Here is a 24,015-nt window from a genome sequence, read left to right as displayed (position 1 = left end):
CAAAATGCTTAAAGCCTAAAGCTTAAAGTCTAAAGCAAGAAAAAAATGTTAAAAAACGACCTATTTTTAAAAGCACTAAAAGGAGAAACAGTTCAACGTCCGCCAGTTTGGATGATGCGTCAGGCAGGAAGATATTTGCCAGAATTTATCGCTTTGCGTGATAAATATGATTTTTTCACTCGTTGTCAAACTCCAGAATTAGCTGCAGAAATCACTGTACAGCCAATTCGTCGTATTGCTCCGGATGCTGCAATTTTATTCTCGGATATTTTAGTAGTTCCTCAAGCAATGGGAATTGAAGTATTGATGAAAGAGAATTTTGGACCGTTTTTGCCAAATCCTATTCGTACAATGCAAGATGTTCAGAGAGTTTATATTCCGGACATTCAGGAAAGCCTTGGTTACGTAATGGACGCAATTAAACTAACAAAGGAAATGCTGAATGATGAGGTGCCTTTGATTGGTTTTGCAGGTTCTCCTTGGACAATTTTTTGTTATGCTGTAGAAGGTAAAGGTTCTAAAAGTTTTGATACTGCTAAAGGATTTTGTTTCTCAAACCCAGCAGCAGCACATACCTTGTTACAAAAAATTACAGATACAACCATATTATACTTAAAAGAAAAAGTAAAAGCAGGAGTTGATGCTGTTCAGATTTTTGATTCTTGGGGTGGAATGCTTTCACCTGCTGATTATCAGGAATTTTCATGGAAATACATGAACCAGATTGTGGAAGCTTTGGCTGATCATGCTCCAGTAATTGTTTTCGGAAAAGGATGTTGGTTTGCTTTAGGCGAAATGGGTCAAAGTCGTGCTTCTGCATTAGGAGTTGACTGGACTTGTTCAGCAAGAAATGCTCGTTACTTATCTGGAGGAAACATTACATTACAAGGGAATTTTGATCCATCAAGATTATTTTCTCCAATTCCAACCATCAAAAAAATGGTACACCAAATGATTGATGAATTCGGAAAAGACAAATATATTGTAAATTTAGGTCACGGAATTTTACCAAATGTTCCTGTAGATCACGCCAAAGCATTTATTGACGCGGTTAAGGAATACGGGAACTAGAAGTTTGTAGTGCTCAGTTTTCAGTTTACAATTTTGACTCCTACAAGGTTTTTTCAACCTTTTAGGAGTCAAATGGTTTAGCAGCTTATGTAGGACACACCTACAAGGTCTTTAAAACCTTGCAGGAAATGAAACTAAAAAGGATTAAGAGATACTGAAAAATAGATGCTCGCAAATATAAACTTTCATAGAAACTCACCATTTTCTTTTATAGAATATGGTTTTTATGCTTATTATGCGACTGTGTTTTTGATGGTTTGGTTGCATCCTGAACAATACAATACTAGTTTGATAAACGATTTAGCTATATTAATCGTTTTTGAATTTATAATGGTTCATTCAGGAGTTTTTATGGCGGTAATGCCAAAGAGATATTCCATTTTTGTCTTTTTCCCCATGTACGGTCTTTTTGCATATAGTTTCAATAATTCTGTTATTGATACCAATATTTTTTATATTTATTTGCTGGTAGTTTTAAATCGAATGCGATTTGCTTTTTCAAATGTTAGTGATGAAGTCAGATTAAAAGAGATTGGAAAATCGGTTTTTAGGGCAATGTTGTATTTTGTTTTACTTTTTGCCGTAGTGCTAGGAAATGCGTTTGTACCAAAACTTGGACTTACACCCGATTTTTTGGATAAAGTTCATTATTTTGATAAAATAAAATCTAGTGGATTAATTATGGAAAAGCCATATATCGCAATGTGTATGGGCTTTTTATATTATTCATTACCCGTTTTGTTTTTCTTATACAGAATAATAAAGCGTACTTATAACTCTTATTTTGTAAAAGAGAGAGTGATAAAGAGATACTATTAGAAAATTTGCAGAAAATAAAATATTAAAACATGCTAAACAAAGGATTAAGAGATGAAGAAAGTACCCGAATAGACAATGTACTTAAAGTATTAATGTCTATTGGATTCTTGCCTAAATTTTGGAATATCGAAGATACCAGTCTTATCGATAATGAACTTACAAGCTTTGGATTAAGTGTAGAGAGTATGGTTAATCTTAGCGAACAGGACTTAATCACGCTCTTAGTTAGATGCCATTTAGATTGGAATCAATTAGAATTATTTGGGGATTTCTTAGTTAGATTTTCCGTTGTAGATAATTATAACTTTTCAGGAAAAGCAATTGCCATTTACGAATACGTTCAGCAAGAAAGCAAGACCTTTTCATTTGGGATTATTAGTAAAATTGCTTCTGCAAAAGCAAATTTGTAAATCATAGCAAATGATAATCTATAAAACAGAAGAGTTTCATATAACAACTTTAACTTTAAAAGATGCGATAAGTCTTAATGAAATGATGCTTCATAATGTAGAACGTTTTAAAAGATATTTCCCTAAAACGCTCTCTAAGAATTTAACTCTTGAAGCTTCAGAAGCTTATGTTTTAGAAAAAAATAACGAGATTCAATCCAATTCTGAATTTACTTTTGGAATTAAAGAGAACAAAACGGATAAAGTTGCAGGACTAATTATCATCAAAAAATTGAATTGGGAAACCAAACAAGGCGAACTTGCTTATTGTATTGATGCAAGATATCAAGGAAAAGGTTGGGTATCTGATGCAGTAAGTCAAATTTCAAATTATGCTTTCAATGTTTTAAATTTGAAAACATTACAAATCATTTCTCATAAAACGAATTTAGGAAGCATTAAAGTCGCAGAAAATTGCGGATTCCTATGGAGAAAAACATTAATTAGCGAATTTACTCCAACTAATGAACTTGCGTTAGATATGGAACTATATGAATTAACAAAAAGATGAAAGAACAATTTTATAAATATATACAAAGCCTTCAAGATACTATAGTTTCAGGATTAGAAGCGGTTGATGGTCAAGCCAAATTCCGTGAAGATATTTGGGAACGTCCAGAAGGTGGCGGTGGAAGAACACGTGTAATCGAGAACGGAGCAGTTTTTGAAAAAGGTGGTGTTAATATATCGGCAGTTCATGGTAAATTACCAGAAGCGATGCAAAAAATGTTTAATGTAGGCGAAGCCGATTTTTTTGCTTGTGGACTAAGTTTGGTTTTACACCCAAAAAGCCCGATGGTTCCTACTGTCCACGCCAATTGGCGTTATTTTGAAATGTATGACGATAAAGGAAATGTAATTCAGCAATGGTTTGGTGGAGGTCAGGATTTAACGCCATATTATTTGTTTGAGAAAGATGCGAAACACTTTCATCAGACTTGTAAAACGGCTTGTGATAAACATAACCCTGAGTTTTATCCAAAATATAAAAAACAATGCGACGCTTATTTTTGGAACGCACATCGTAATGAAGCCCGCGGAATTGGCGGATTATTCTTTGATTATTGTAAAGCGACAGACGAAATGAGTATGCAGGATTGGTACAATTTTGTTACCGAAGTAGGGAATAGTTTCTTAGAAGCGTATGTTCCAATTGTCGAAAGAAGAAAAATCCTGTTATATACAGATGAACAAAGAACATGGCAAGAAATTCGTCGTGGTCGTTACGTAGAGTTTAACCTGGTTCATGATAAAGGGACTTTATTTGGTTTAAAAACCAATGGTCGAATCGAGAGTATCTTAATGAGTTTACCACCTCATGTGCAATGGGTGTACGATCATCATCCCGAAGTAGGAAGCGATGAGGAAAAACTAATTCAAACGCTTGAAAACCCTAGAGAATGGATCTAAAATTGATTTATATAGTGTTTTTTGCAGGAGTTTTTGGGTGTTTTGCTCAAAAAGATTCTCTTCAAAATTCCTATTTTAAATCATATGATGGTAAAGTTACGGCAAGTACATATTATCTAAATACATCCAATAGTTTTCAGATTGTTTACCCAATTCCTGGAGGAGAGAAGGCAACACTTGATCTGATTCCAAATAGGAAAGAACAATTAGGAGCTTCACTTTCATTTAAGTTTGTTGATTTGTCATTTGGTTTCTCGCCGAAATTTTTAAATGCTAATAAAGACAATACCGATTCTAAACTTTTAAATTTTAATGCAAGATTGTATCATAAACAATGGATGCAAAGCTTTACTTATTTTTATCAAAAAGGGTTTTATGTAAGTCAAGACGGTATAAATGCTGCTTTCCCGGGATTTCGTTCGTTAAAATTAGGAGGAGCCACATCTTATATTTTTAATAAAAAATTCTCTTATAAGGCCATTGCTGGTCAGAACGAATGGCAAACGAAAAGTGCAGGAAGTTTTATTGCTAATTTTTCAGCTTATTATACCAATATAAAATATGAATCTGATGAAGATAAGATAAACGGAGATATATATTTATTCTCTCTGACACCATCTTATTATTATAATTTGGTTTTAGGAAAACATGTTTTAGTTTCAGCAGGATTATCTATGGGAGCAGGTATTAACATCACAGATGGAGAGACAAGAGTGCTTTACGAAGTTGATACAAGTTTAAAGATGGGCTACAATTCTGATTCCTTTTTTGTATTTATGAATGTTAATAATGTCAATTTTATTCAGGATGAAACTAATACTATTGGTTTAAACGATAATATATCGACTTTTAAGATTACGGCAGGTTATCGATTTAATGCTCCAAAAAAAGTGACTGAGATTTATGATAAGATAAATAAGAAAACAGGCTTATAAAAAAAAGGGAGACGCTCAGTACGTCTCCCTTTTTTTATAATGAAATCTAGATTATTTGCTAAGTTCTTGAACAAAATCAAGTGTTTGCAGAATGATGTTTTTATTCGATTTCAAAGAGTTTAATCGTAACTCGAATTTAAGTTTGTTATCAATCAGTTTTTTTGAAGATTGAAGCGTAACATCGCTAAACTGTGTTGCAAACTGGTCGATTTTTTTAATATCAGCCGTTTTTGTTTCTGCAGTATGACTATATGCATTAGAAATCTCTGGGATATTAAGTTTTGCCAAAAAGTAATTTTGCTTTAAATCCTTTTTTACTTCTTTTATAAATACTCCATTGTTAGTATTAAAGTATTCACGGCTATTTCCTATCACAACAACGTCATTATCTTTAAAAATAAATAAATCGCCATATTTTCCTTTAGTTCCAGCAATCTCGTAGTAATTTCCTTTTTGTATTAGTAATTTTTTGCGAACACCTAGTTGTAACAATTTATCGCCAAACGTAGGATGCGTTGAGGTAAAAACCATTGAAAAAAGCGGAATTGTTTTCTTTTCTATTTTCTCTACTTCAATTTCTTCGTAATTATCGTCATATTCGTAAGATTTTGTCATTACTTCAGTTTCCTTGATGTCGTGTAAGAACATGCTTAAATCGCCATCAAAAAGAGTTGCAGTAGCTTCTTCATCGACTATAGTCGAAATCAAATCTGTTACAATGCTAATATCATCTTTTGTTAATGCAGCACTGTTTAAAATCTCAGCCGTTAATGATGGCATGTTTTTTAATGCTTCTTTGGTATTAATATGATAAGTCATATACCCCAAAGGCTTCTTGTCAGGGAAGTAGTTAAAAATGTTTTTATTGATTTTTCTATTAGCTATTTTGTTTACAATATCAGCCATAGGTTTAGAGTATTCAATAACTTCTTCTACACGAGCATTATCATTATCAAAATAAAAATCCAGATTGATTCCTTTTACAAGATTCCCCCAGTTTTTCTGAGAAGGCAAGAATTTATTGTAAGTCGTAAATTGAGACAAAGTAGCATAAGACTCGTAAAAAGATGACATAGCTGCGCTGTAATTAATCCAAGAGGAAATATCTGCAGTAGCATTTATTTTATCCGAAGATGGGGCTGTAAAACCTTTATCAAAAAGAGATTTGATAAATTCATTTTGTTGTATCGATTGTAAACTATCAAAAACTCTACGACCATTCTCATATTCGGCGTAATAATTATCTGTATCAACAGCGGTAGAATCTATAGTTTCTTCTGAATACGGAGTGTTAACATCAATTGGAGATTCTTCAATTCGTTCTCCTTCGTCTGGAACTGCATCAACAGTTATTTCTTCCTGAGTTTCTGCAACATCATAAAGATTAGAACTATACTTTTTAGTAAAACCTACAATTACAAGATAATTATCATTCCAAGCAACAGAAGCCTTATTGTCTTTAGATGTTAATAATGAGTATAAAGGGAAATCTACGATAGAAGTAGTTGGGATAGAGTCAGCATCTTTTTTCGTATGCATTTTTTGCATGAATTGTTTAATGTCATTTCTATTCTTAATCGGAATTGTGACTTGATAATAGGGAATACTATCGGTAAAGTTACCGTTCACGCTTATTTTGTTGTCTAATTTAAAAAGATTTGCATATTGGTTAATGTCGAAATCAGGTTTGCCTTGGGTATATTTATTAATCAAAGGATGATTTAAGACATCGATAATATTTACTTTTTTAGAAAGTTGGTCGCCATTAAATTGTACAAAATAATCGTAGGATTTAATATTGGTTTGGGCATTGACAAAAAAAGTTATTAATAGAGTCAAATAGCTGAAAAAATGCTTCATAATTAGGGTGTTAATAGGATTGTATTGTTCATTAAAGATGATTTTTTAAGTACGCTGTACATACTTTGTTTTAAAAAAACAGTCTTTTTATTTTTAGAGATTTTGCTGTTAGGGTTATCAGTACTAGCAATATCACGGTCAAAAGTGTAAATCGATATAATGTTGGCTTGCTCCAAGTCTTGTTTTTTCTTAGGATCTTTTACCAAATTTTCGGGAACAGGATAAGATGCAATTCTTTCAAAGCCCTTGGAATTACTGCTAAAATGAATTTGGTCATTCTGATTGTTGATGCTATTTACCACAGCATTGAGTGCTTTTAGACTTGCATAATTGAGTTTGATAATGAAAATGTAATTTTCAAAATCAGTTTTAGTACTTACGTTCGTGATTCCGTCTATTTTTAAAGCTTTCACTTTAAAATCAGCTAGTTTCTTAGTGATTTCCTGTTCATTTGGGATTTTTACACCGTCAACTTCCTCCAGCCAAATGGCCGATTTAGTCTTAAACCATGATTTCGAAAAGTCAACCATCAGCGTATATTCACCACTTTGGTCGTCATGGTGTTTTATTCGTTCCGTTATCTCAAAACATCCTGTTAGGAGTAAACAGCAGCATAAAGCGAGAATTTTCTTCATTAGGCAAATTTAAATTTAAAATATTGTAAAAACTACCATACAAGTAGATTCTTAAATGGGAAATATAAAACATTAAATTTTAGATAATATTAACGCATTCTAAACAATGCTAAAAGCCTAATTCTGTTGATTTTTCTTTAACTTTGCACCGTTCCTAAAATTAGAATAATCTTCAAAATATAAAAACAACTGCGCTTTTAGAAACGATGATTAATTAATCTGCTTTTAATGAAATCAGCTTGAAGTCTAAAATCTAAAATTTAAAATCTAAAATTACATGTTCCCACTACAAAGAAACCGCCGTTTAAGAACTAATGAATCTATTCGCTCTTTAGTTCGTGAAACTACACTAAGTCCAAATGATTTTATGCTTCCAATGTTTATTGCCGAAGGAAAAGATGTAAAAGTCGCCATTCCGTCAATGCCGGGAATCTACCGTCATTCATTAGACAATACTATAAAAGAAGTAAAAGAAGCTTGGGCATTAGGGATAAAAGCAGTTAACCTTTATGTAAAAGTGAGCGACAACCTTAAAGACAACAAAGGGGTTGAAGCTTGGAACAAAGACGGATTAATGCAACAAGCTATTCGTGCGATTAAAGATGCAGTTCCAGAAATGATTGTAATGCCAGATGTAGCATTAGATCCATTTTCTATTTACGGACATGACGGAATTATAGAAAACGGACAAGTTATAAACGATGCAACGGTAGATGCATTAACTCGTATGAGTTTAAGTCATGCCGATGCAGGAGCCGATTTTGTAGCGCCAAGTGATATGATGGATGGACGCGTTCTTGCAATCCGCAAAGCATTAGAAGAAAACGGACACCACAATGTGGGAATCATGAGTTATAGCGCTAAGTATGCTTCGGCATTCTACGGACCTTTCCGTGATGCATTAGATTCTGCTCCAGTAAATATGCAAGAAGTTCCAAAAGACAAAAAAACATACCAAATGGATTATGCCAACCGTATCGAGGGACTTCGTGAAGCGTTATTAGATGTTGAGGAAGGAGCGGATATCGTTATGGTAAAACCAGGAATTGCTTATCTAGATATCGTTCGCGAGATAAAAGATGCTGTACATGTGCCAGTTGCAGTATACCAAGTTTCGGGAGAATACGCTATGGTAAAAGCCGCAGCCGAAAGAGGATGGTTAGATCACGACAAAATTATGATAGAGCAACTACATTGCATTAAGAGAGCAGGAGCTAGTATTATCTCGACTTACTTTGCTAAAGAGGCATCAGTGATTTTAAATAAGTAAAAGATCGAAATACATAAAGCATGAAAAAAATAATACTCGCATTTGCAATACTTGCATTCGTTTCTTGTAAAAAAGAAGAGAAAGTAACAATAGATAATTCCGGAATGCCAAGCGAAGAATCAGCTACTTTAACTGCTAAAACGCCAGAAGAATTAGGAAAAGCAATTTTTGAAGGACAAGGAAACTGTTTTGCTTGCCATCAGGTAGATCAAAAAGTTATTGGCCCAAGCATTAAAGAAATTGCCAAAATATACAAAGAGAAAAATGGAGATATGGTTACATTCCTTAAAGGAAAAGCCGACCCAATAGTCGACCCAAGCCAGTTTGATGTTATGAAAACCAATTTTCCTGTAACACAAGCCATGTCCGACGAAGAATTAAAAGCACTCGAAACCTATTTTTATAGCTTTTTAAAGTAGGAGCTTAATCCCGCTATTCGCTATATCTTTATGTTTTTAAAGGAAAAACATAAAGGATGCCGCTTCTATCGGGGCTAAAAATCTAAAAACCACTCGTATTTACGGGTGGTTTTTTTATACCTGCAAGGTTTTTAAAACCACAACTTTATCCTTCTGAGCTGAGTCGAAGAATCTCCACAATAAAGGAGACCTTTGTCAAAGTTTTAAACTTTGACAAAGGTTGCGTAAAGATTCTGATTGCAAAATCTGCGTGAGATTCACCGCAAACTTGTCCTTTTGAACAGAGTCGTAGAATCCTTAAAAACTAGTTTTGATTATAGCCCACGGTTTCAACCGGGATACTGATTGTAATAATGCATTGCGCTCCAACGGCTGAAACCGTTGGCAATGTTTATAGCGTGACATTTCCCTCAATCTTGTCCTTCTTAACCTAGTCGAAGAAACTATATAAGTTACTAAACAATAAATGATTGATATTAATTACTTAAAGTAGATTTTTGTCAAAGTTCAAAACTTTGAGAAAGGTTAGGAGTAAAGGATTGGAAGAATTGTAAATCTTTAGCGTTATTTTTTTACTTTTATAACATGGAAACAGCTTACATTAATTCGCCTTTAGGAATCACCAAAATTGTTGGTGACGAAAACGGAATCTCAGAGATTACCGTCGCTAATGCTGGTGATAATGCGGTTTCAGATATAATCGCAACAGAGTTGCAAGAGGCTGTTTCGCAATTAAATGATTACTTTCTAGGCAAAAGAACCGATTTCGATTTTAAGCTAAACCCCAAGGGAACAGATTTTCAGCAAAGAGTTTGGAAAGGATTACTTGAGATTCCTTTTGGTAAAACTATGAGTTATTTAGAACTATCAAAAAAACTAGGCGATGTAAAAGCTATTCGTGCCGTAGCATCTGCTAATGGAAAAAATCCACTTTGGATAGTTGTTCCATGCCATCGAGTAATAGGAACCGATGGTTCATTAACAGGATATGCTGGTGGATTATGGCGGAAAAAATGGTTGCTAGACCACGAAAATCCTCTAAAACAACAAAGCCTTTTTTAATTTGCCCATGATTAATTTTACGAATTTTGAAAGTGTCAAAATTTAAGTACATTTATACAGGCGATGAATTAGTTTTAAAAGATTTTTAAAACAGTCTAAATATCTAAGAATTTATGATTCTAAGAAGTCTAAGTATGTCTAACAATCTAAGTAAGTCTAAAATAAAATAATGATTGAAAAAATAAACCTAAACAACATCCTTTTTCTAGATATAGAAACCGTTCCCGAAACAGCCGATTTTGGAGAACTAGATGATGAGATGAAAGAACTTTGGGAACACAAAACACAATATCAGCGTAAAGAAGACTTTACCGCCGAAGAATTTTATGATCGTGCCGGAATTTGGGCAGAGTTTGGTAAGATTGTTTGTATTTCTGTTGGGTATTTTACCATCAAAGGCGATGTCCGAAATTTTAGAGTAACATCGTTTTTCGGTGATGAGGTAAAAATCCTGAAAGACTTCAATAACTTACTAAACAACCATTACAATAAACCGTACCACGTTTTGTGCGGACATAATGCAAAGGAATTTGATATTCCGTTTATCGCCAGACGTATGATTATCAACCAAATTGCAATTCCAGACAAATTGAACTTATTTGGGAAAAAACCGTGGGAAATTCCACATCTAGATACGTTGGAACTTTGGAAGTTTGGTGATTATAAGCATTTTACCTCTCTGAAATTATTGACTAAAATCTTGGGAGTTCCTTCTCCAAAAGGAGATATCGACGGAAGTCAGGTAGGACATGTTTTTTATGTTGAGAAAGACATTGACAGAATCGTAACCTATTGCGAAAAAGATACGATTGCTGTAGCCCAGATTTTTCTGCGTTTACGACGAGAAGATTTATTGATTGATGATGAAATTATTCATGTTTAATTTTTAAGGAACTAAGGCGCAAAGTTACAGAGGTTCTAAGTTTAAGTGGACTTACATAATTTATAAGATTTTAATGTTTTAGGAATGACACATCAGGAAATTTCACATCATCGGTTAGTTTCTCAAAAACTGTATAAAAACACACCAAGTTCTCCGCAAGATATTGTGCATCATTTAGGTGCGATGCAAGCTCAGGATTATGCAATGGCAAAGTGGGCGATAGGTTCCCGTTGCGATGCTACCGAAAAAGCAATAGAAGAAGCTATAAATTCTGCAGAAATTATCCGAACACATATCTTGCGCCCAACCTGGCATTTTGTCGCAGCAGAAGATATTCATTGGATGCTTGATGTTTCAGGACCTCAAGTGAAACGTATTGTCGCTTCTTATGTCAAAAAATATGGATATGATACTAAGAAATTTGACCAGATCAATGCATCTATCGAAAAGATATTGGCAGGTAATAATCATCTAACTCGTGATGAAATTATGCAGGAACTTAATATCAATAAGGTTTCTAGCGATGATTCTTTGAGCGGTCCTATCATGATGTACGCAGAATCGGTTGGTTTAGTTTGTAATGGAAGAATGAAAGGCAAACAAATAACGTATGCCTTACTGGATGAAAGAGTTGCAAAGCCAAAAACGAAATTATCTAAAGATGAGGCTTTGGCCAAATTAGCCAAGCGTTATTTTGAAAGTCACGGACCTGCAACGTTATTAGACTTTTCGTGGTGGTCAGGTTTTGCGCCTACAGTTTGTAAACAGGTTATTAGTTCGATTGAGTCGGAACTGAACTCGGTTGAAATTGACAATCAACAATACTGGTTTGGAACAAATTTCACCGATGAGGATAACTTTTGCGAAAGCGTACACTTTCTTCCCGCATTCGATGAGATTCTAATTTCGTATAAAACGCGAGAAGTCTCTATTTCACAAGAACATCAATCGAAGGCATTTACCAATAATGGTATTTTTAGACCAATTATTCTAGAAAACGGGAAAGTCATCGGAACTTGGAAAAGAACCATCAAAAAAGATCATGCAAAAATAAATACACAATTTTTTCATGAAACCGAAAATGCTAAAAAGAATGCACTGTTTGATGGTATTAGATCTTTTGAAAATTATCTCGAGACTAAAATTGTTATTGAGTAAATATTAGCGGTAGTTTTATATACTGTTATCACAAAAATATTAATGCAGTATTGTTGCGTTTTGTGTAGTCGCTTTGTTTTCAGGGGATTTATAGTAAATATTTGATGGTTTCTATTAGATGTCATGCTTCACGTAAGCTAAAAAAACTCCTTTAAGAGTTTGCTATTTATAGCAATAATTCATAGTTCGTAGTTTTTAATCTCATCGGAATGTCATATAAAATTGAATAATATTTTTCAATCTATAACAAATACTTCGAGTTTCATCAGTAAAATGGTTGTGCATTTTATTGCTAAATAATTACATTTACAAAAAATATATAATTATGGTGTTAAGTAGATTTTGGCTAGCGATATTTATTTCGTCAATTGCTTTTATTGTAATCAGTTTGTTTACTGGTAATACATATACTATTGATTATGTATTGAATGGTAAGAAAGACGAGCCTGTTTTAATCTCTGAAAAGTATATTGATCAAGTTCCTGTTTTTATCAGAGATAGTATTAAAAATGCACCAGACAACACTATTATCATCAATCGTGATGAGGCTAATGCTGATACGACCTATGTTTATAAAAACAAAACGGTAAAGATTTTTAGCGGAGTTCAAAAATCAGACGGTTTATTGCCAACTTGTAAAAGCACTTTGGTCGATTTAATTCTTCCGCTTATTGCTTATTTGGCGTTTTTCTGCGGATTAATGGAGCTTTTAATCATTTCTGGAGCGTCAGGAAAACTAGCAAAAGGCTTGAGCCCAGTATTCGTAAAAGTCTTTCCTAGTATCCCGAAAAATCACCCGTCGATTTCGTATATGACCTTAAATTTTGCGGCAAACTTCTTAGGATTAGATTCTGCTGCCACACCATTTGGTCTTAAAGCAATGGAGAGTTTGCAAGAAATAAATCCAGAAAAAGATAAAGCCAGCGATGCTCAAATTATGTTTATGTGTTTGCATGCATCGGGTCTTACATTAATAGCAACTTCTATCATCGGGTATCGTGCTGCCGCTGGCGCAACAAATCCAGCCGATGTTATGTTGCCTTGTATTATTACCTCTTTTATCGGAACAATTGCTGCTTTTTTGATTGTTGGAATCAAACAAAAAATCAATTTCAAAAGTGCTTCTTTAGTTTTAGGCTTGATGGTTATGATTGCTGCCATTGTTGGACTTTTATTCTATGTAAATAGTTTAGATTTAATTGGTAAAAACTTCTTCACATCAAATCTTTCAGGCTTAATATTGTTTGCAATCATTGGGTTTACGTTGGTTTTCTCGCTTAGACATGAGAAAAAATTTATTGCTGCAGACACTACCGTTTTTGATGCATTTGTAGTAGGAGCAAATAATGGTGTTAAAACAGGAGTTACAATTTTTCCTTACGTTTTAGGAATGTTAGTGGCTATTTCATTATTTAGAAACAGTGGTTTGTTTGAAATTATTAGCCACTGGATTGCATTCATTTTCTCGAATATGGGAGTGAGTAAAGAAATCACCGATGCGTTGCCAGTTGCAATGCTTCGTCCTTTTAGTTCAGCAGGTTCACGTGGATTCTTAATTGACTCGATGAATACTTTTGGAGCAGATTCTATGACTGGAAGGTTGAGTAGTATTTTTCAATGTAGTGCCGAAAGTACTTTTTACGTAATTGCGGTTTACTTCGGGTCAGTAAACATAAAAAATACCCGTTACGCTTTAGGAACTATGCTTTTGGTTGATGTAATTTGTGTGATTACAGCTATATTTGTGGCGAGTTGGTTTTTTTAATAAGTAGAATTTAAATTAAAAATTATATAAATATAAAACAGTATGAGAATTAGTAAATACACCAAATACATTGCAATTGCACTAATGTTGCTTTTTTTAATTACGAGTCTATTAGCTTAAACGTTAGTCGATTAATATGAATAGAATTTACATTACGTTGTTTTTGTTGGCTCTGGTAAGTTGTAAAAAAGAACCAGCAACAGTAGGTCCAAAGTGGACCAAGGAAGACAAAAAAGAAATGACTGCAAAGCCAGCATTTAACAGGACTACCCCAAAAATAGATACGATTTATATTTCTGGGAATGAAGAAATAGGAGCGAGTAACTATGTTTTAGCTTCTCTTTTAGATAAGAAAATGGATAAAGACAGTCTAATAACTGTTCAATACAGACTTGATTTCTTTACTAATAAAACAAAAGTTGGTTCTGAGAAAGTTACCATTGACTCATTTACCGAAGGTTCGGGTTGGGGTGCTACATATGGTTTATCAGATGAGGACAATGCTACGGTATCACCTTTTATCCATATCAGTATTGGTTATGAAGCTTGCGGATATAATCGACAAAACTATTTGTATTATCTAAAAAATAATAAGGTACAGCTTGTACACGACTGGGACTCTATGAGTGACGGTGGTTGGGGAAGTTGGTTAGAATTTGGAGGAATAAATCCTAAAAATGAACCAGTTTCTTTTTATAGCAAAAGAGTTTCTTACGGCGGAAAAGAAGATGTTAATGATGAAGATATGGGAACCGTTGAACATTCGGATTCTATCGTATTTCATTTGAAAAACAATAAATGGGAAAAACGATTGTTGACCCCAAAGGAAAAGGTGTACTGGAAAAAAGACATTACTTTTAATGAATTTTATCCTCAATTTGCAGAATAAAAAAAGCCTCGCACATTGCGAGGCTTTTCCGTTTTTAGTAAGCAACAATTTATTTCTTAACGAATTTCTTAACGATTCTTTTTCCGCCGTTATTTAATTCTATGATGTAAATACCAGTATTTAATCTGCTTACATCTATAGAAGTTCCGCTTAATTGTCCTGAATTTACTTGTTGTCCAAGATTATTTGTAATCCTGAAAGTAGCTCCATCGCTTTTTGCTAATGAAACATTCAATTCATTGTCAACAGGATTTGGATATAAAGCAAAACTTGCATTATCATTAGTTTCTACTAATCCTGCAATCACTTCTGGAGATACAATCGGACCAGCAGCTGTAATGTTTACAGAGTAATCTTCTACTTGACCATAAGAGAAAGCCTCACAAGAAGTTGGGATTCCGTTGTATTTCATAGCAACTCTTAATCTTGTAGTTCCAAGAGTGGCAGCAGCTGGAATTGTAATTGTTCCAGTTACAGGAGTTGTAGTAGATGTTGCTTTTGTCCAAACTGTTTCACCTGAATCTGCAAAATCACCATCTTGGTTGTAATCTATAAAAACAGCATAACCTTCACTGTAAACCGTAGATGTCCAAGAAGGAGTTATTGTAATTGTATAAGCAGTTCCTCTTGCAGCATTTGTAGAGATAGCAGTAAAGTTTTCATAACCAGCTGTTCCTGTTGAGGTATTGCTGATTGTACCAAATACTACTTTACCAATTTTTTCGTCGGCAGTATTGTTTCCTTGAGATGCACAATAGCTAATTGTATTAGCAAGCGTTGTTACATTTACAGTGTTACTTGCTGGAGAAACATTTCCTGCAGCATCTTTAGCTTTTACGCTAAAGTTATAAGCTGTTAAAGCTGTTAATCCAGTTACAGTATAGCTTGTAGTTGTAGATGAGCCTTTAAGAGTTGTTCCTTCGTAAATATCATATCCAGTTACGGCTACGTTATCTGTTGCAGCAGTCCATGATAAATTAGTAGTTGTTCCAGTTGTACCAGAAGCTGCAAGTGCAGTAGGAGCAGTTGGAGCAACTGTATCTGTAGAACCTGAGTAAGCAGCTCCAACACCTACAGCATAAAATGCATTTGTTGTAGCAATAACCTCTGCAGATCCAGCGCCATATAAATCAATAGCTGATTGTATTCCTGAGGTTCTTGCATTTGCAAAAGTAGAATTAGCAGTAAGATAAACGCTTTCTAAACGATAAGCGATTTTTGCAGCTTTATCGATTGTAATTCCTGTTACACTATAAGAACTACCAATGTCATTTGTTCCTGTCTTACCTACAGACAGAATGTAAAACCAATGGTTTAAAACACCAGAATTTGTATGAACACCGCAATAATCATTAGCTTGAGTAGGAGTTCCACAATTAATAACTTTCCAGTTTGTACCACCATAAGTATCTGGCTGACCTTCAGATTTAGGGTTGCTCATAGAACGTAAAGCAAGATGTCCTGCTCTTCTTTCGATATCTTCTCCAACTAACCAAGTTGATTTAGTAGGTGCTGCATAATACTCAATACATGCTCCCCAGATATCTGAGAAACCTTCATTCATCGCACCAGATTCTTTTTGGTAAGCTAAGTTTGCTGTATAAGTACAAACGGCATGACCAATTTCGTGACCAGCAACATCTATAGCAGTTAAAATATCAAAATAAGTTCCGCTTCCGTCGCCATAAGTCATTACGCTACCATCCCAATATGCATTATCGTATGCATTACTGTAATGTACATAGCTTTTTATGACTGCCCCAGCATTATTAAAACTATTTCTGCCATGAACTGCTGACCAATAGTCATACGTTTTTTCGGCTCCCCAATGCGCATCTAGTGCACCATTGTCTTTATTTGCATTTGCATACTCAGCAGCTGTCCAGTTATTATCAGCATCTGTAAAATTTACAGCAGCCGTATAACTAGTTCCTTTTTTCATATTATACGTGTTTATACCTAAACCTCTTGTTGCATCTGCAAGTATATATGAAGATCCGCTTAAAGTAGTTTGAATTACTTGAGTTCCGCTATAACGTGTAGCTGCATTTGCTGCAACAAAAGCCATTTTAGAATCAACAACTTCTTTTAGGTTTTTTGCATCAACATTAGTCGATTTTGACTTGCTGCCATGAGCATGCTCTCCAAGATGTTTTATAGTTGCATTATAGAACAATACCTGGCCGTTTTCTGCATCTATGTATAAATCCCCTCTACTTACAGGATTTGTTGCGTAAATGTCAAATTTATAGGCTAAACGAACCTTGTCGGTTGTTCTGTTAGTACCTTGATCTTCCATCGCAGGTAAAAACACTAGTTCGCCTTTTGGTTTTTCATAACCAATTTCTTTGGCATCTTGAGGATTTTCCCATAAATATTGTTTAGCGCCTGTGTAGCTAATCGCTCTATTAAGAGCATCTTGAGCTGAAAGTTTTGGTTTTGTAGTTACTTTGTTGATGTTGTAATACTCACCATTCATAGAAACTAATTTGCCATCTTTAGAGTGTAAGGTGTAGTTTGCAAATTCTACTTTAATACCTTGCTCATACAATTGGAATTTTTCGTGAGTATAACCTTGTGGGTCAGATTCGGTTTTAACTCTTGCAAAGGATTGGTTTTCCTTTAGTCCTAATTGATCCTGAAACACCTTTTGAGAATCAGACCCTTTGTAGGTCGATTTGTCGCTAAAGGTGATTAGACTTGGTTGTCCGTTTTCGGATACATTTTTTTGGCTTACACGCTTATCCGTTATTTGCGCAAATGCCGATAAAGAGAATGTAAGCACAACAGCGGTTGTTGTGGCAATTTTGGGTAATGTACTTTTCATAATCGATTTGGGGTTTAATGTTAATTTAATTATTAGTTTGTATAGCAATTAAAGCGTGTAGGTAAATACTTTAATTTGTTATAAAAATATAAACATTTTGTTAAATAAATTAACATAATTTCCATTAATCGATAAAATGCAACAATTGTTGTTAAATAATTATTAAATATTAACAAATTAAAAACAATCATCAGAAAAAACCTGTTTTTATTATTATATTATTGATTTGTAATGTTTTACTTTGTTGTTAACTCGTTGATGTTGATAGTGTTGCAGAATATATGTTGCTGCTAGGCAGAATAAGCTATGACAGAAAAAAGGCTAACATTTTTTATGTGTTAGCCTTTTGTGTGTATTCTTTAAAAAAAAAGTGTTAATCGATAATCATCTCGGGAATTTCACCTTCAATTATCAAATTTGCTTCAGTTGAAGCAATAATATGTTCTACAGAAACTCCGGGAGCGCGTTCTAAAAGTTTAAAGCCTTTTGGAGTTATTTCTAAAACAGCCAATTCAGTTACAACTTTCTTTACACAGCCAACACCGGTTAATGGTAAGCTACATTTTTTTAATATTTTAGATTCGCCAGCTTTGTTTACGTGCATCATTGCAACGATAATATTTTCGGCAGAAGCCACTAAATCCATTGCTCCGCCCATTCCTTTTACCATTTTGCCAGGAATCTTCCAGTTGGCAATATCTCCATTTTCAGAAACCTCCATAGCACCAAGGATAGTTAAATCTACTTTTTGGCTACGAATCATTCCAAAACTAAAAGCAGAATCAAAGAAACTAGCTCCGGGAAGAGTTGTAATAGTTTGTTTTCCTGCATTAATAACATCTGCATCTTCTTCTCCTTCAAAAGGAAACGGTCCCATTCCCAGAACGCCGTTTTCACTTTGAAATTCAACGTCAATTCCTTTTGGGATATAGTTTGCTACCAATGTTGGTATTCCGATACCTAAATTCACGAAATAACGGTCTTTAAGTTCTTGTGCAATTCGTTTTGCAATATCTTCTTTTGTTAACATATCTTTTTAATGTGTCAATTTTTTTAATGTGCCAATTAGTCAATTTGATAATTAGAAAATTTAAAACATTCTGTAGAGAATTATCTAATTGTCTTATTATCTCAATTATCTAATTCTTCACTCTAACAGTTCGTTGCTCAATTCTTTTTTCAAATTTTTCTCCTTGAAAGATACGTTGTACCATGATTCCTGGAATATGAATTTGATTTGGATCTAAAGTTCCAACGGGAACTAGTTCTTCTACTTCGGCAATTGTTATTTTTGCTGCACCAGCCATACAAGAATTAAAGTTTCTGGCTGTTCCTTTAAAGATAAGATTACCAGCTTCATCACCTTTCCATGCTTTTACAATAGCAAAGTCAGCTTTAAAAGCGTGTTCCATAATATGCATTTTTCCGTTGAACTCGCGAACTTCTTTACCTTCGGCAACTTCGGTTCCGTATCCTGCAGGCGTAAAAAAAGCTGGGATTCCGGCTTGTGCTGCACGACAACGTTCAGCTAATGTTCCTTGCGGAATAAGTTCGACATCTAATTCTCCTGAAAGCATCTGACGTTCGAATTCGGCATTCTCACCTACATAAGAAGAAATCATTTTCTTGATTTGCTTTTTTTGCAATAATAATCCCAAACCAAAATCATCGACACCTGCATTATTAGAGATGCAAGTAAGACCTGAGGTTTCTGTTTTTACCAATTCGGCAATAGTGTTTTCTGGAATACCACATAAACCAAATCCGCCAAACATAATTGTCATGTCGTTTTTGATTCCTTGAATTGCTTCCTGAACTGTGTTGACTTTTTTACTAATCATATTATTTGTCTTGTATTGACGTATATTTTTGATAAAAATACCAATTTTAGATTAAATTATAACGATTTCGTAAAAAATAAATCTACAAGGTAATTTGTCGAATATAATTCAATAACAAAGATGATTAACCGCAAAGGGCGCTAAGGTTTATGCAAGGTTAACAAAGCTTTTAAATCCTTTTAATCTGTGGCAAGGAAATTAACCGCAAAGTTCACAAAGACAAAACCGCAAAGTTCGCAAAGTTATTTTATAGATTAAGCTTTGCGCACTTTGCGTAAACCTTAGCGCGTTTTGCGGTTAATTTTTTATTTTTTTGGATCAATCTGCATTGAATTTGTTCCAGAAAAAATCCTTTTGCATCTTCCGAAAAATCAGAAGGAACAAAAGGATTTGTATTGTTTTAATATGAAGCTAAACTACAGTTCGAATTCGTCTGTGTTTTGTTCTGTGTCTGTTGTATCTTTTACTTTTGGAGCTGAGTAACAATCTACTTTTATCTGCAGACCTGGAGGTCTTTCAAATTCAGATTTTGATACTTGTAAACCTGGATCAGCATAACAAAGTTTCATAAAATAACCCCAAACAGGTAAGGCAGCAGTTGCTCCTTGTCCGTAAGTAATACTTTTAAAACGTGCCGAACGGTCTTCGCAACCTACCCAAACACCAGTAACTAAGTTCGGAACCATTCCCATAAACCAACCATCAGATTGGTTTTGTGTTGTTCCTGTTTTACCAGCAATTGGATTTCGGAACATATAAGGATATCCTGTCCAACGTTTATCACCGCTACCACCGCCTTCAGTACGTAATCTAGAACCCGAACCACTTTCGGTAACCCCTTGAAGAAGTTTAATTACAGCAAATGCAATATCTTTATTTAATACATCATGAGATTCTGGAATTGGCTCATAAATTACTTCGCCACTTTTATTTTCAATTCTGTTTAAGAACTGTGGTTTTACATAAACACCTTGATTTGCAAAAGTGCTATAAGCAGCAACCATATCTTCTACAGTAATTTCAACAGCACCTAATGCGATTGAAGGTTGTACCGGAATTTGAGATTTTACTCCCAATTTATGCGCTAGTTCAACTACAGCTTCTGGACCAACACGGTCAATTAATTTAGCTGAAACTGTATTAATCGAGTTTGCCAAACCTTGTTTTAAGGTAACCATTCCGCGGTATCTGTTATCCGAGTTTCTTGGCTCCCAGTCAGCCGTAACGTGGTGACGTCCTTTGTGTATCATAAACGGACCATCTAGGATAGAATCACAAGGAGACATATTTAATTGCTCAATCGCTGCTGCGTAAACAAACGGTTTAAATGTAGAACCTACTTGTCTTGCTCCCTGACCTACGTGATCGTATTGAAAGTATTTGTAATTGATTCCACCAACCCAAGCCTTAATGCTACCAGTTTGTGGCTCCATTGCCATTAAACCAGCCTGCAAAAAGTGTTTGTAATAACGAATAGAATCCAGAGGAGTCATAATCGTATCTCTTTCACCTTTCCAAGTAAATACAGTCATTTTTGTTTTTTCGCTAAATGACTTTATGATTTCTTCATCACTTTTATCGGCAGCTTTCATAACTGTCCAACGGTATGATGATTTCATCGCTTGGTTTATAATTCGTTGCGTTTCAGCTTCAGAAATATTAACGAAAGGAGCGTTTTTATTTGTTTTAGACTGTTCAAAAAATTCTTCTTGTAAGTTTTTCATGTGTGCAGCAACAGCTTCTTCAGCGTGTAATTGCATTCTAGAATCGATAGTCGTGTATATTTTTAAACCGTCTTTGTAAATGTTATATTCTGTACCGTCAGGTTTTTTATTTTCCGCTACCCATTTTTTCATGTAGTCACGTAAATATTCTCTAAAGTAAGTTGCAGTTCCTTCACGGTGACTCTCTAGTTTGAATTTCAATGAAATAGGAAGCGCTTGTAGTTTGTTTTTTTGATCGTTTGTAATCATACCCGCTTTTTCCATTTGCGAAAGCACAACATTACGACGATTTTTAACCCCTTGTGGGTTTCTTACTGGATTGTATAAACCTGAATTCTTGAACATTCCGACTAACATTGCCGATTCGTCCATAGTTAAATCTTTCGGTTCTTTAGAGAAATAGGTTTGCGCAGCAGAACTTACCCCAACCGAATAGTTACCAAAATCATATACGTTGCAATACATTGCAATGATTTCGTTTTTGGTGTATTGTCTTTCTAAACGAATAGCGATAATCCACTCTTTTACTTTTTGTACAATTCTAAAAGGTAAAAACTTAGATCCTTCTCCGTGAAATAATTGTTTTGCTAATTGTTGTGTAAGTGTACTTGCTCCACCACTAGTTCCTAAACTAGCAATAGCTCTTAAAGTTCCACGTCCGTCGATACCAGAATGCTCGTAAAAACGCTCATCTTCAGTAGCTACAAGAGCTTCAACTAAGCTTTTAGGTAAGTCTGAATATTTTAATTGTGATCTGTTTGTTTGAAAATATTTTCCGATTACAACTCCATCTGAAGAGATAATTTCGGTAGCCAAGTTAGAATCTGGATTTTCTAAGTCTTCAAATGAAGGCATAGAACCAAAAATTCCCCATGAAGCAAATAAGAAAAAGGTAATAACACCTAATAAACCGTAGCCAAAAATTTTCCAAAAGGTCTTTTTGTAATAATTTATGTCTTTCTCAGTTTTTGTTGGATTGTTTTTTTTAGCAGCCATATAAATCTATTCTAATCTTTTTTTTCAATTCTAAAACCTACATCTGTAATTCCGTCAAGTTGTTGTACACCAGGAACTTTACCTGATTCTCTAACCGCTTGTTTGATATGAACTTTGTATTTTCCTTTAAACTTAACATCCTCTTTATAAAAGAGTTTGCTTTCTTTTATGTCTGTAAAACCGTTACCCATTAAAGTCCCGTCAGGATGTGCCATTTGGTACTCAAGAGTATCTACTTTTGTAAATCCGCTTTGAGTTTCGATGGCAACAATCAAAAAGATATTGTTGAAAGGGAAATTGTTGTTATCTCTCAAATTAACAAATAAATTGTATCGTTTGGTCGAATCTAATTCGGGTAAATCAAATGTTACAATACTGTCTTTATGCCAAGCACTTCCTACAGATTTGTACTCATCAAATACTCTTTTTTTGTCGCATGAAAAAAGAAGTATAGCCACCAAAAGAAGAATCCCGCTATTTTTTATTCTCATTTTTTGTAATAATTATTGGTTTTCTAGGGCCTGCTGGTTTCTTATCGTTTCCAGCATTATTATTTGGCTTATTGTTATTGGGTTTATTGTTATTATTGTTTCCAGCTGGCTTGTTGCCTTTTTGGCCTTGATTGTTTTGCGTAGGTGCAGTAGCAACAGCAGCGTTTTCGCCAATTGTTTTACGTTTCTTAGCTGGTTTTTTCTTTCTCTTTGGTTGGTCAAAACGAGTTAAGCTTTCTTGACCCATAGCGTTATTGAAGTCTTTTTCAGGTTCTTGAGTGATTTCTATTGCAAAATCTTCAAGTGAAGAAACTCTATTTTTAAGTTTGTTTTCGGCTATGATTTCTTTTACCTGATCAATTTTTAAAACGTGCCAGTTTGCAAAGTTATTGGTGTAAGCAAACCACATTAACCCTTTAAAAATATCTTGTTTTTGGCAAATAGCATCACCTTTTTCAGTAACTAATTTGGTGTCGTAATCAGGGAAATCCTTAAGAGCATCCATGTAAGTGTCTAGCTCATAGTTTAAGCAACACTTTAGTTTTCCGCATTGTCCAGCAAGTTTTTGTGGATTCAACGATAATTGTTGGTATCGCGCTGCAGAAGTATTTACACTTCTAAAATCGGTTAACCAAGTAGAGCAACACAATTCTCTTCCGCAAGAACCAATTCCTCCTAAACGAGCAGCTTCCTGACGGAAACCAACTTGTTTCATTTCGACTCTTGTACTGAATTCTTTAGCAAAATCTTTGATTAAAAGTCTAAAATCGACTCTGTCATTTGCCGTATAATAAAAAGTAGCTTTTGAGCCATCTCCTTGAAATTCAATATCCGAAATTTTCATTTCTAGTTTTTGAGCAATCGCTAGTTCACGAGCGCGAACTTTCATCGGCTCTTCTTTTTCACGGGCTGCCGACCAAATATCGATATCTTTTTGAGAGGCTTTACGGTAAATTTTAGGAACTTCATTGCTACTAGGACTAACTCCTTTTTTCTTCATCTGAATTTTTACCAATTCGCCAGTAAGAGTTACAATTCCTATGTCATGTCCTGGAGATGCTACAGTTGCAACAATATCTCCAATACTTAAAGTTAATTTATCTGAGTTTCTAAAGAATTCTTTTCTACCGTTCTTAAAACGTACTTCAACACAATCAAAAGGAGCTTCTCCGTTAGGCAAACTCATATTCGAAAGCCAATCAAAAACCGTTAATTTATTGCAGCTATCGGTGCCGCAAGTCCCATTATTTTTACAACCCTTAGGTGCACCACCATCAGAAGTTGAACAACTTGTACATGCCATAATTTTATATGTAGTGTCGCAATTAATGCAACTTAAGTTCTTAAAAAAGATTAATGCGTAAAGATAGTATTTTTTTTAGTTTGCTTTTTAATGGATTAACACTAATGCTACGTTAAATACAAAAGACAGCCATGTTTAAGAGAAAATTAATGGTTTTTATGATAGTAAGAAACTTGATTTATCAAGAAAATTCTTTTGCTATTTATTT

At 34.4% G+C, this 24,015-nt stretch carries 21 protein-coding genes; 13 read left to right on the top strand and 8 right to left on the bottom strand.

Features of this window, described 5'->3' with window-relative positions; genetic code table 11:
• The first annotated feature begins 45 nt into the window (after positions 1 to 45).
• From hemE to IW20_RS03005, 6 genes are all read left to right on the top strand, one after another.
• On the top strand, positions 46 to 1,071 hold the full coding sequence (gene hemE, locus IW20_RS03030) for a uroporphyrinogen decarboxylase (protein ID WP_035618552.1): 1,026 nt from the start codon (positions 46 to 48) through the stop codon (positions 1,069 to 1,071).
• Positions 1,072 to 1,236: 165 nt separating this feature from the next.
• Positions 1,237 to 1,890, top strand: coding sequence for a hypothetical protein (locus IW20_RS03025; RefSeq protein ID WP_123869429.1), 654 nt, complete (start codon positions 1,237 to 1,239; stop codon positions 1,888 to 1,890).
• Positions 1,891 to 1,919: 29 nt separating this feature from the next.
• The gene (locus IW20_RS03020; RefSeq protein ID WP_035618549.1) at positions 1,920 to 2,300 is read left to right on the top strand and encodes a hypothetical protein; all 381 of its coding nucleotides are present in this window, start codon (positions 1,920 to 1,922) and stop codon (positions 2,298 to 2,300) included.
• Positions 2,301 to 2,310: 10 nt separating this feature from the next.
• Positions 2,311 to 2,850, top strand: a complete 540-nt coding sequence (locus tag IW20_RS03015; RefSeq protein WP_035618545.1) for a GNAT family N-acetyltransferase — start codon at positions 2,311 to 2,313, stop codon at positions 2,848 to 2,850.
• Positions 2,847 to 3,749, top strand: coding sequence for an oxygen-dependent coproporphyrinogen oxidase (gene hemF, locus IW20_RS03010; RefSeq protein WP_035618542.1), 903 nt, complete (start codon positions 2,847 to 2,849; stop codon positions 3,747 to 3,749). The genes IW20_RS03015 and hemF overlap by 4 nt, the downstream gene beginning before the upstream one ends.
• Positions 3,740 to 4,684, top strand: coding sequence for a DUF4421 family protein (locus tag IW20_RS03005; protein WP_035618539.1), 945 nt, complete (start codon positions 3,740 to 3,742; stop codon positions 4,682 to 4,684). The genes hemF and IW20_RS03005 overlap by 10 nt, the downstream gene beginning before the upstream one ends.
• Before the next feature lie 51 nt (positions 4,685 to 4,735).
• On the opposite strand, the gene IW20_RS03000 is transcribed toward IW20_RS03005, so the two are convergent.
• Positions 4,736 to 6,544 (bottom strand): hypothetical protein, encoded by a 1,809-nt coding sequence (locus tag IW20_RS03000; protein ID WP_035618536.1) that lies wholly within the window; start codon positions 6,542 to 6,544, stop codon positions 4,736 to 4,738.
• Between the two features lie 2 nt (positions 6,545 to 6,546).
• Entirely contained in the window at positions 6,547 to 7,179 is a 633-nt protein-coding gene (locus IW20_RS02995; protein ID WP_035618534.1) for a hypothetical protein, read from the bottom strand.
• A gap of 277 nt (positions 7,180 to 7,456) precedes the next feature.
• Between IW20_RS02995 and hemB the strand changes: the two genes are divergently transcribed.
• The 7 genes from hemB (at position 7,457) to IW20_RS02960 (ending at position 14,625) form a co-directional block, all read left to right on the top strand.
• Positions 7,457 to 8,449 carry a porphobilinogen synthase gene (gene hemB / locus IW20_RS02990; protein WP_035618532.1) on the top strand — a complete coding sequence of 331 codons (993 nt, stop codon included), beginning with the start codon at positions 7,457 to 7,459 and terminating at the stop codon, positions 8,447 to 8,449.
• 20 nt (positions 8,450 to 8,469) lie between these two features.
• Positions 8,470 to 8,868: a c-type cytochrome gene (locus IW20_RS02985; protein WP_035618528.1), complete on the top strand. Its 399-nt coding sequence runs from the start codon at positions 8,470 to 8,472 to the stop codon at positions 8,866 to 8,868.
• 585 nt (positions 8,869 to 9,453) lie between these two features.
• Positions 9,454 to 9,930: a methylated-DNA--[protein]-cysteine S-methyltransferase gene (locus IW20_RS02980; RefSeq protein WP_035618525.1), complete on the top strand. Its 477-nt coding sequence runs from the start codon at positions 9,454 to 9,456 to the stop codon at positions 9,928 to 9,930.
• 169 nt (positions 9,931 to 10,099) lie between these two features.
• Positions 10,100 to 10,813 (top strand): 3'-5' exonuclease, encoded by a 714-nt coding sequence (locus IW20_RS02975; RefSeq protein WP_035618520.1) that lies wholly within the window; start codon positions 10,100 to 10,102, stop codon positions 10,811 to 10,813.
• A gap of 84 nt (positions 10,814 to 10,897) precedes the next feature.
• Positions 10,898 to 11,971 carry a winged helix DNA-binding domain-containing protein gene (locus IW20_RS02970; protein WP_035618517.1) on the top strand — a complete coding sequence of 358 codons (1,074 nt, stop codon included), beginning with the start codon at positions 10,898 to 10,900 and terminating at the stop codon, positions 11,969 to 11,971.
• A gap of 325 nt (positions 11,972 to 12,296) precedes the next feature.
• A complete protein-coding gene (locus tag IW20_RS02965) occupies positions 12,297 to 13,736 on the top strand; it encodes a nucleoside recognition domain-containing protein (RefSeq protein WP_035618516.1) in 1,440 nt (479 codons plus the stop codon).
• Positions 13,737 to 13,872: 136 nt separating this feature from the next.
• Positions 13,873 to 14,625 carry a hypothetical protein gene (locus IW20_RS02960; protein WP_035618515.1) on the top strand — a complete coding sequence of 251 codons (753 nt, stop codon included), beginning with the start codon at positions 13,873 to 13,875 and terminating at the stop codon, positions 14,623 to 14,625.
• Between the two features lie 49 nt (positions 14,626 to 14,674).
• Here IW20_RS02960 and IW20_RS02955 read toward each other — a convergent pair whose 3' ends face one another.
• From IW20_RS02955 to IW20_RS02930, 6 genes are all read right to left on the bottom strand, one after another.
• On the bottom strand, positions 14,675 to 17,452 hold the full coding sequence (locus IW20_RS02955; protein ID WP_035618513.1) for a M4 family metallopeptidase: 2,778 nt from the start codon (positions 17,450 to 17,452) through the stop codon (positions 14,675 to 14,677).
• A 373-nt stretch (positions 17,453 to 17,825) separates the two neighbouring features.
• The gene (locus tag IW20_RS02950) at positions 17,826 to 18,482 is read right to left on the bottom strand and encodes a CoA transferase subunit B (protein ID WP_035618511.1); all 657 of its coding nucleotides are present in this window, start codon (positions 18,480 to 18,482) and stop codon (positions 17,826 to 17,828) included.
• Positions 18,483 to 18,591: 109 nt separating this feature from the next.
• Positions 18,592 to 19,293 carry a CoA transferase subunit A gene (locus IW20_RS02945; RefSeq protein ID WP_035618509.1) on the bottom strand — a complete coding sequence of 234 codons (702 nt, stop codon included), beginning with the start codon at positions 19,291 to 19,293 and terminating at the stop codon, positions 18,592 to 18,594.
• 416 nt (positions 19,294 to 19,709) lie between these two features.
• Positions 19,710 to 22,013 (bottom strand): penicillin-binding protein 1A, encoded by a 2,304-nt coding sequence (locus IW20_RS02940; protein WP_035618508.1) that lies wholly within the window; start codon positions 22,011 to 22,013, stop codon positions 19,710 to 19,712.
• Positions 22,014 to 22,024: 11 nt separating this feature from the next.
• Complete coding sequence (locus IW20_RS02935) at positions 22,025 to 22,504, bottom strand: gliding motility lipoprotein GldH (RefSeq protein WP_035618507.1); 480 nt, start codon at positions 22,502 to 22,504, stop codon at positions 22,025 to 22,027.
• On the bottom strand, positions 22,488 to 23,807 hold the full coding sequence (locus tag IW20_RS02930) for a PSP1 domain-containing protein (RefSeq protein ID WP_035618505.1): 1,320 nt from the start codon (positions 23,805 to 23,807) through the stop codon (positions 22,488 to 22,490). Before IW20_RS02930 ends, IW20_RS02935 begins: the two co-directional genes overlap by 17 nt.
• Positions 23,808 to 24,015 lie beyond the last annotated feature (208 nt).

The organism is Flavobacterium hydatis, assembly GCF_000737695.1.
Classification (GTDB): Bacteria; Bacteroidota; Bacteroidia; order Flavobacteriales; family Flavobacteriaceae; genus Flavobacterium; species Flavobacterium hydatis.
This window is presented reverse-complemented; position numbering and strand designations above follow the sequence as displayed.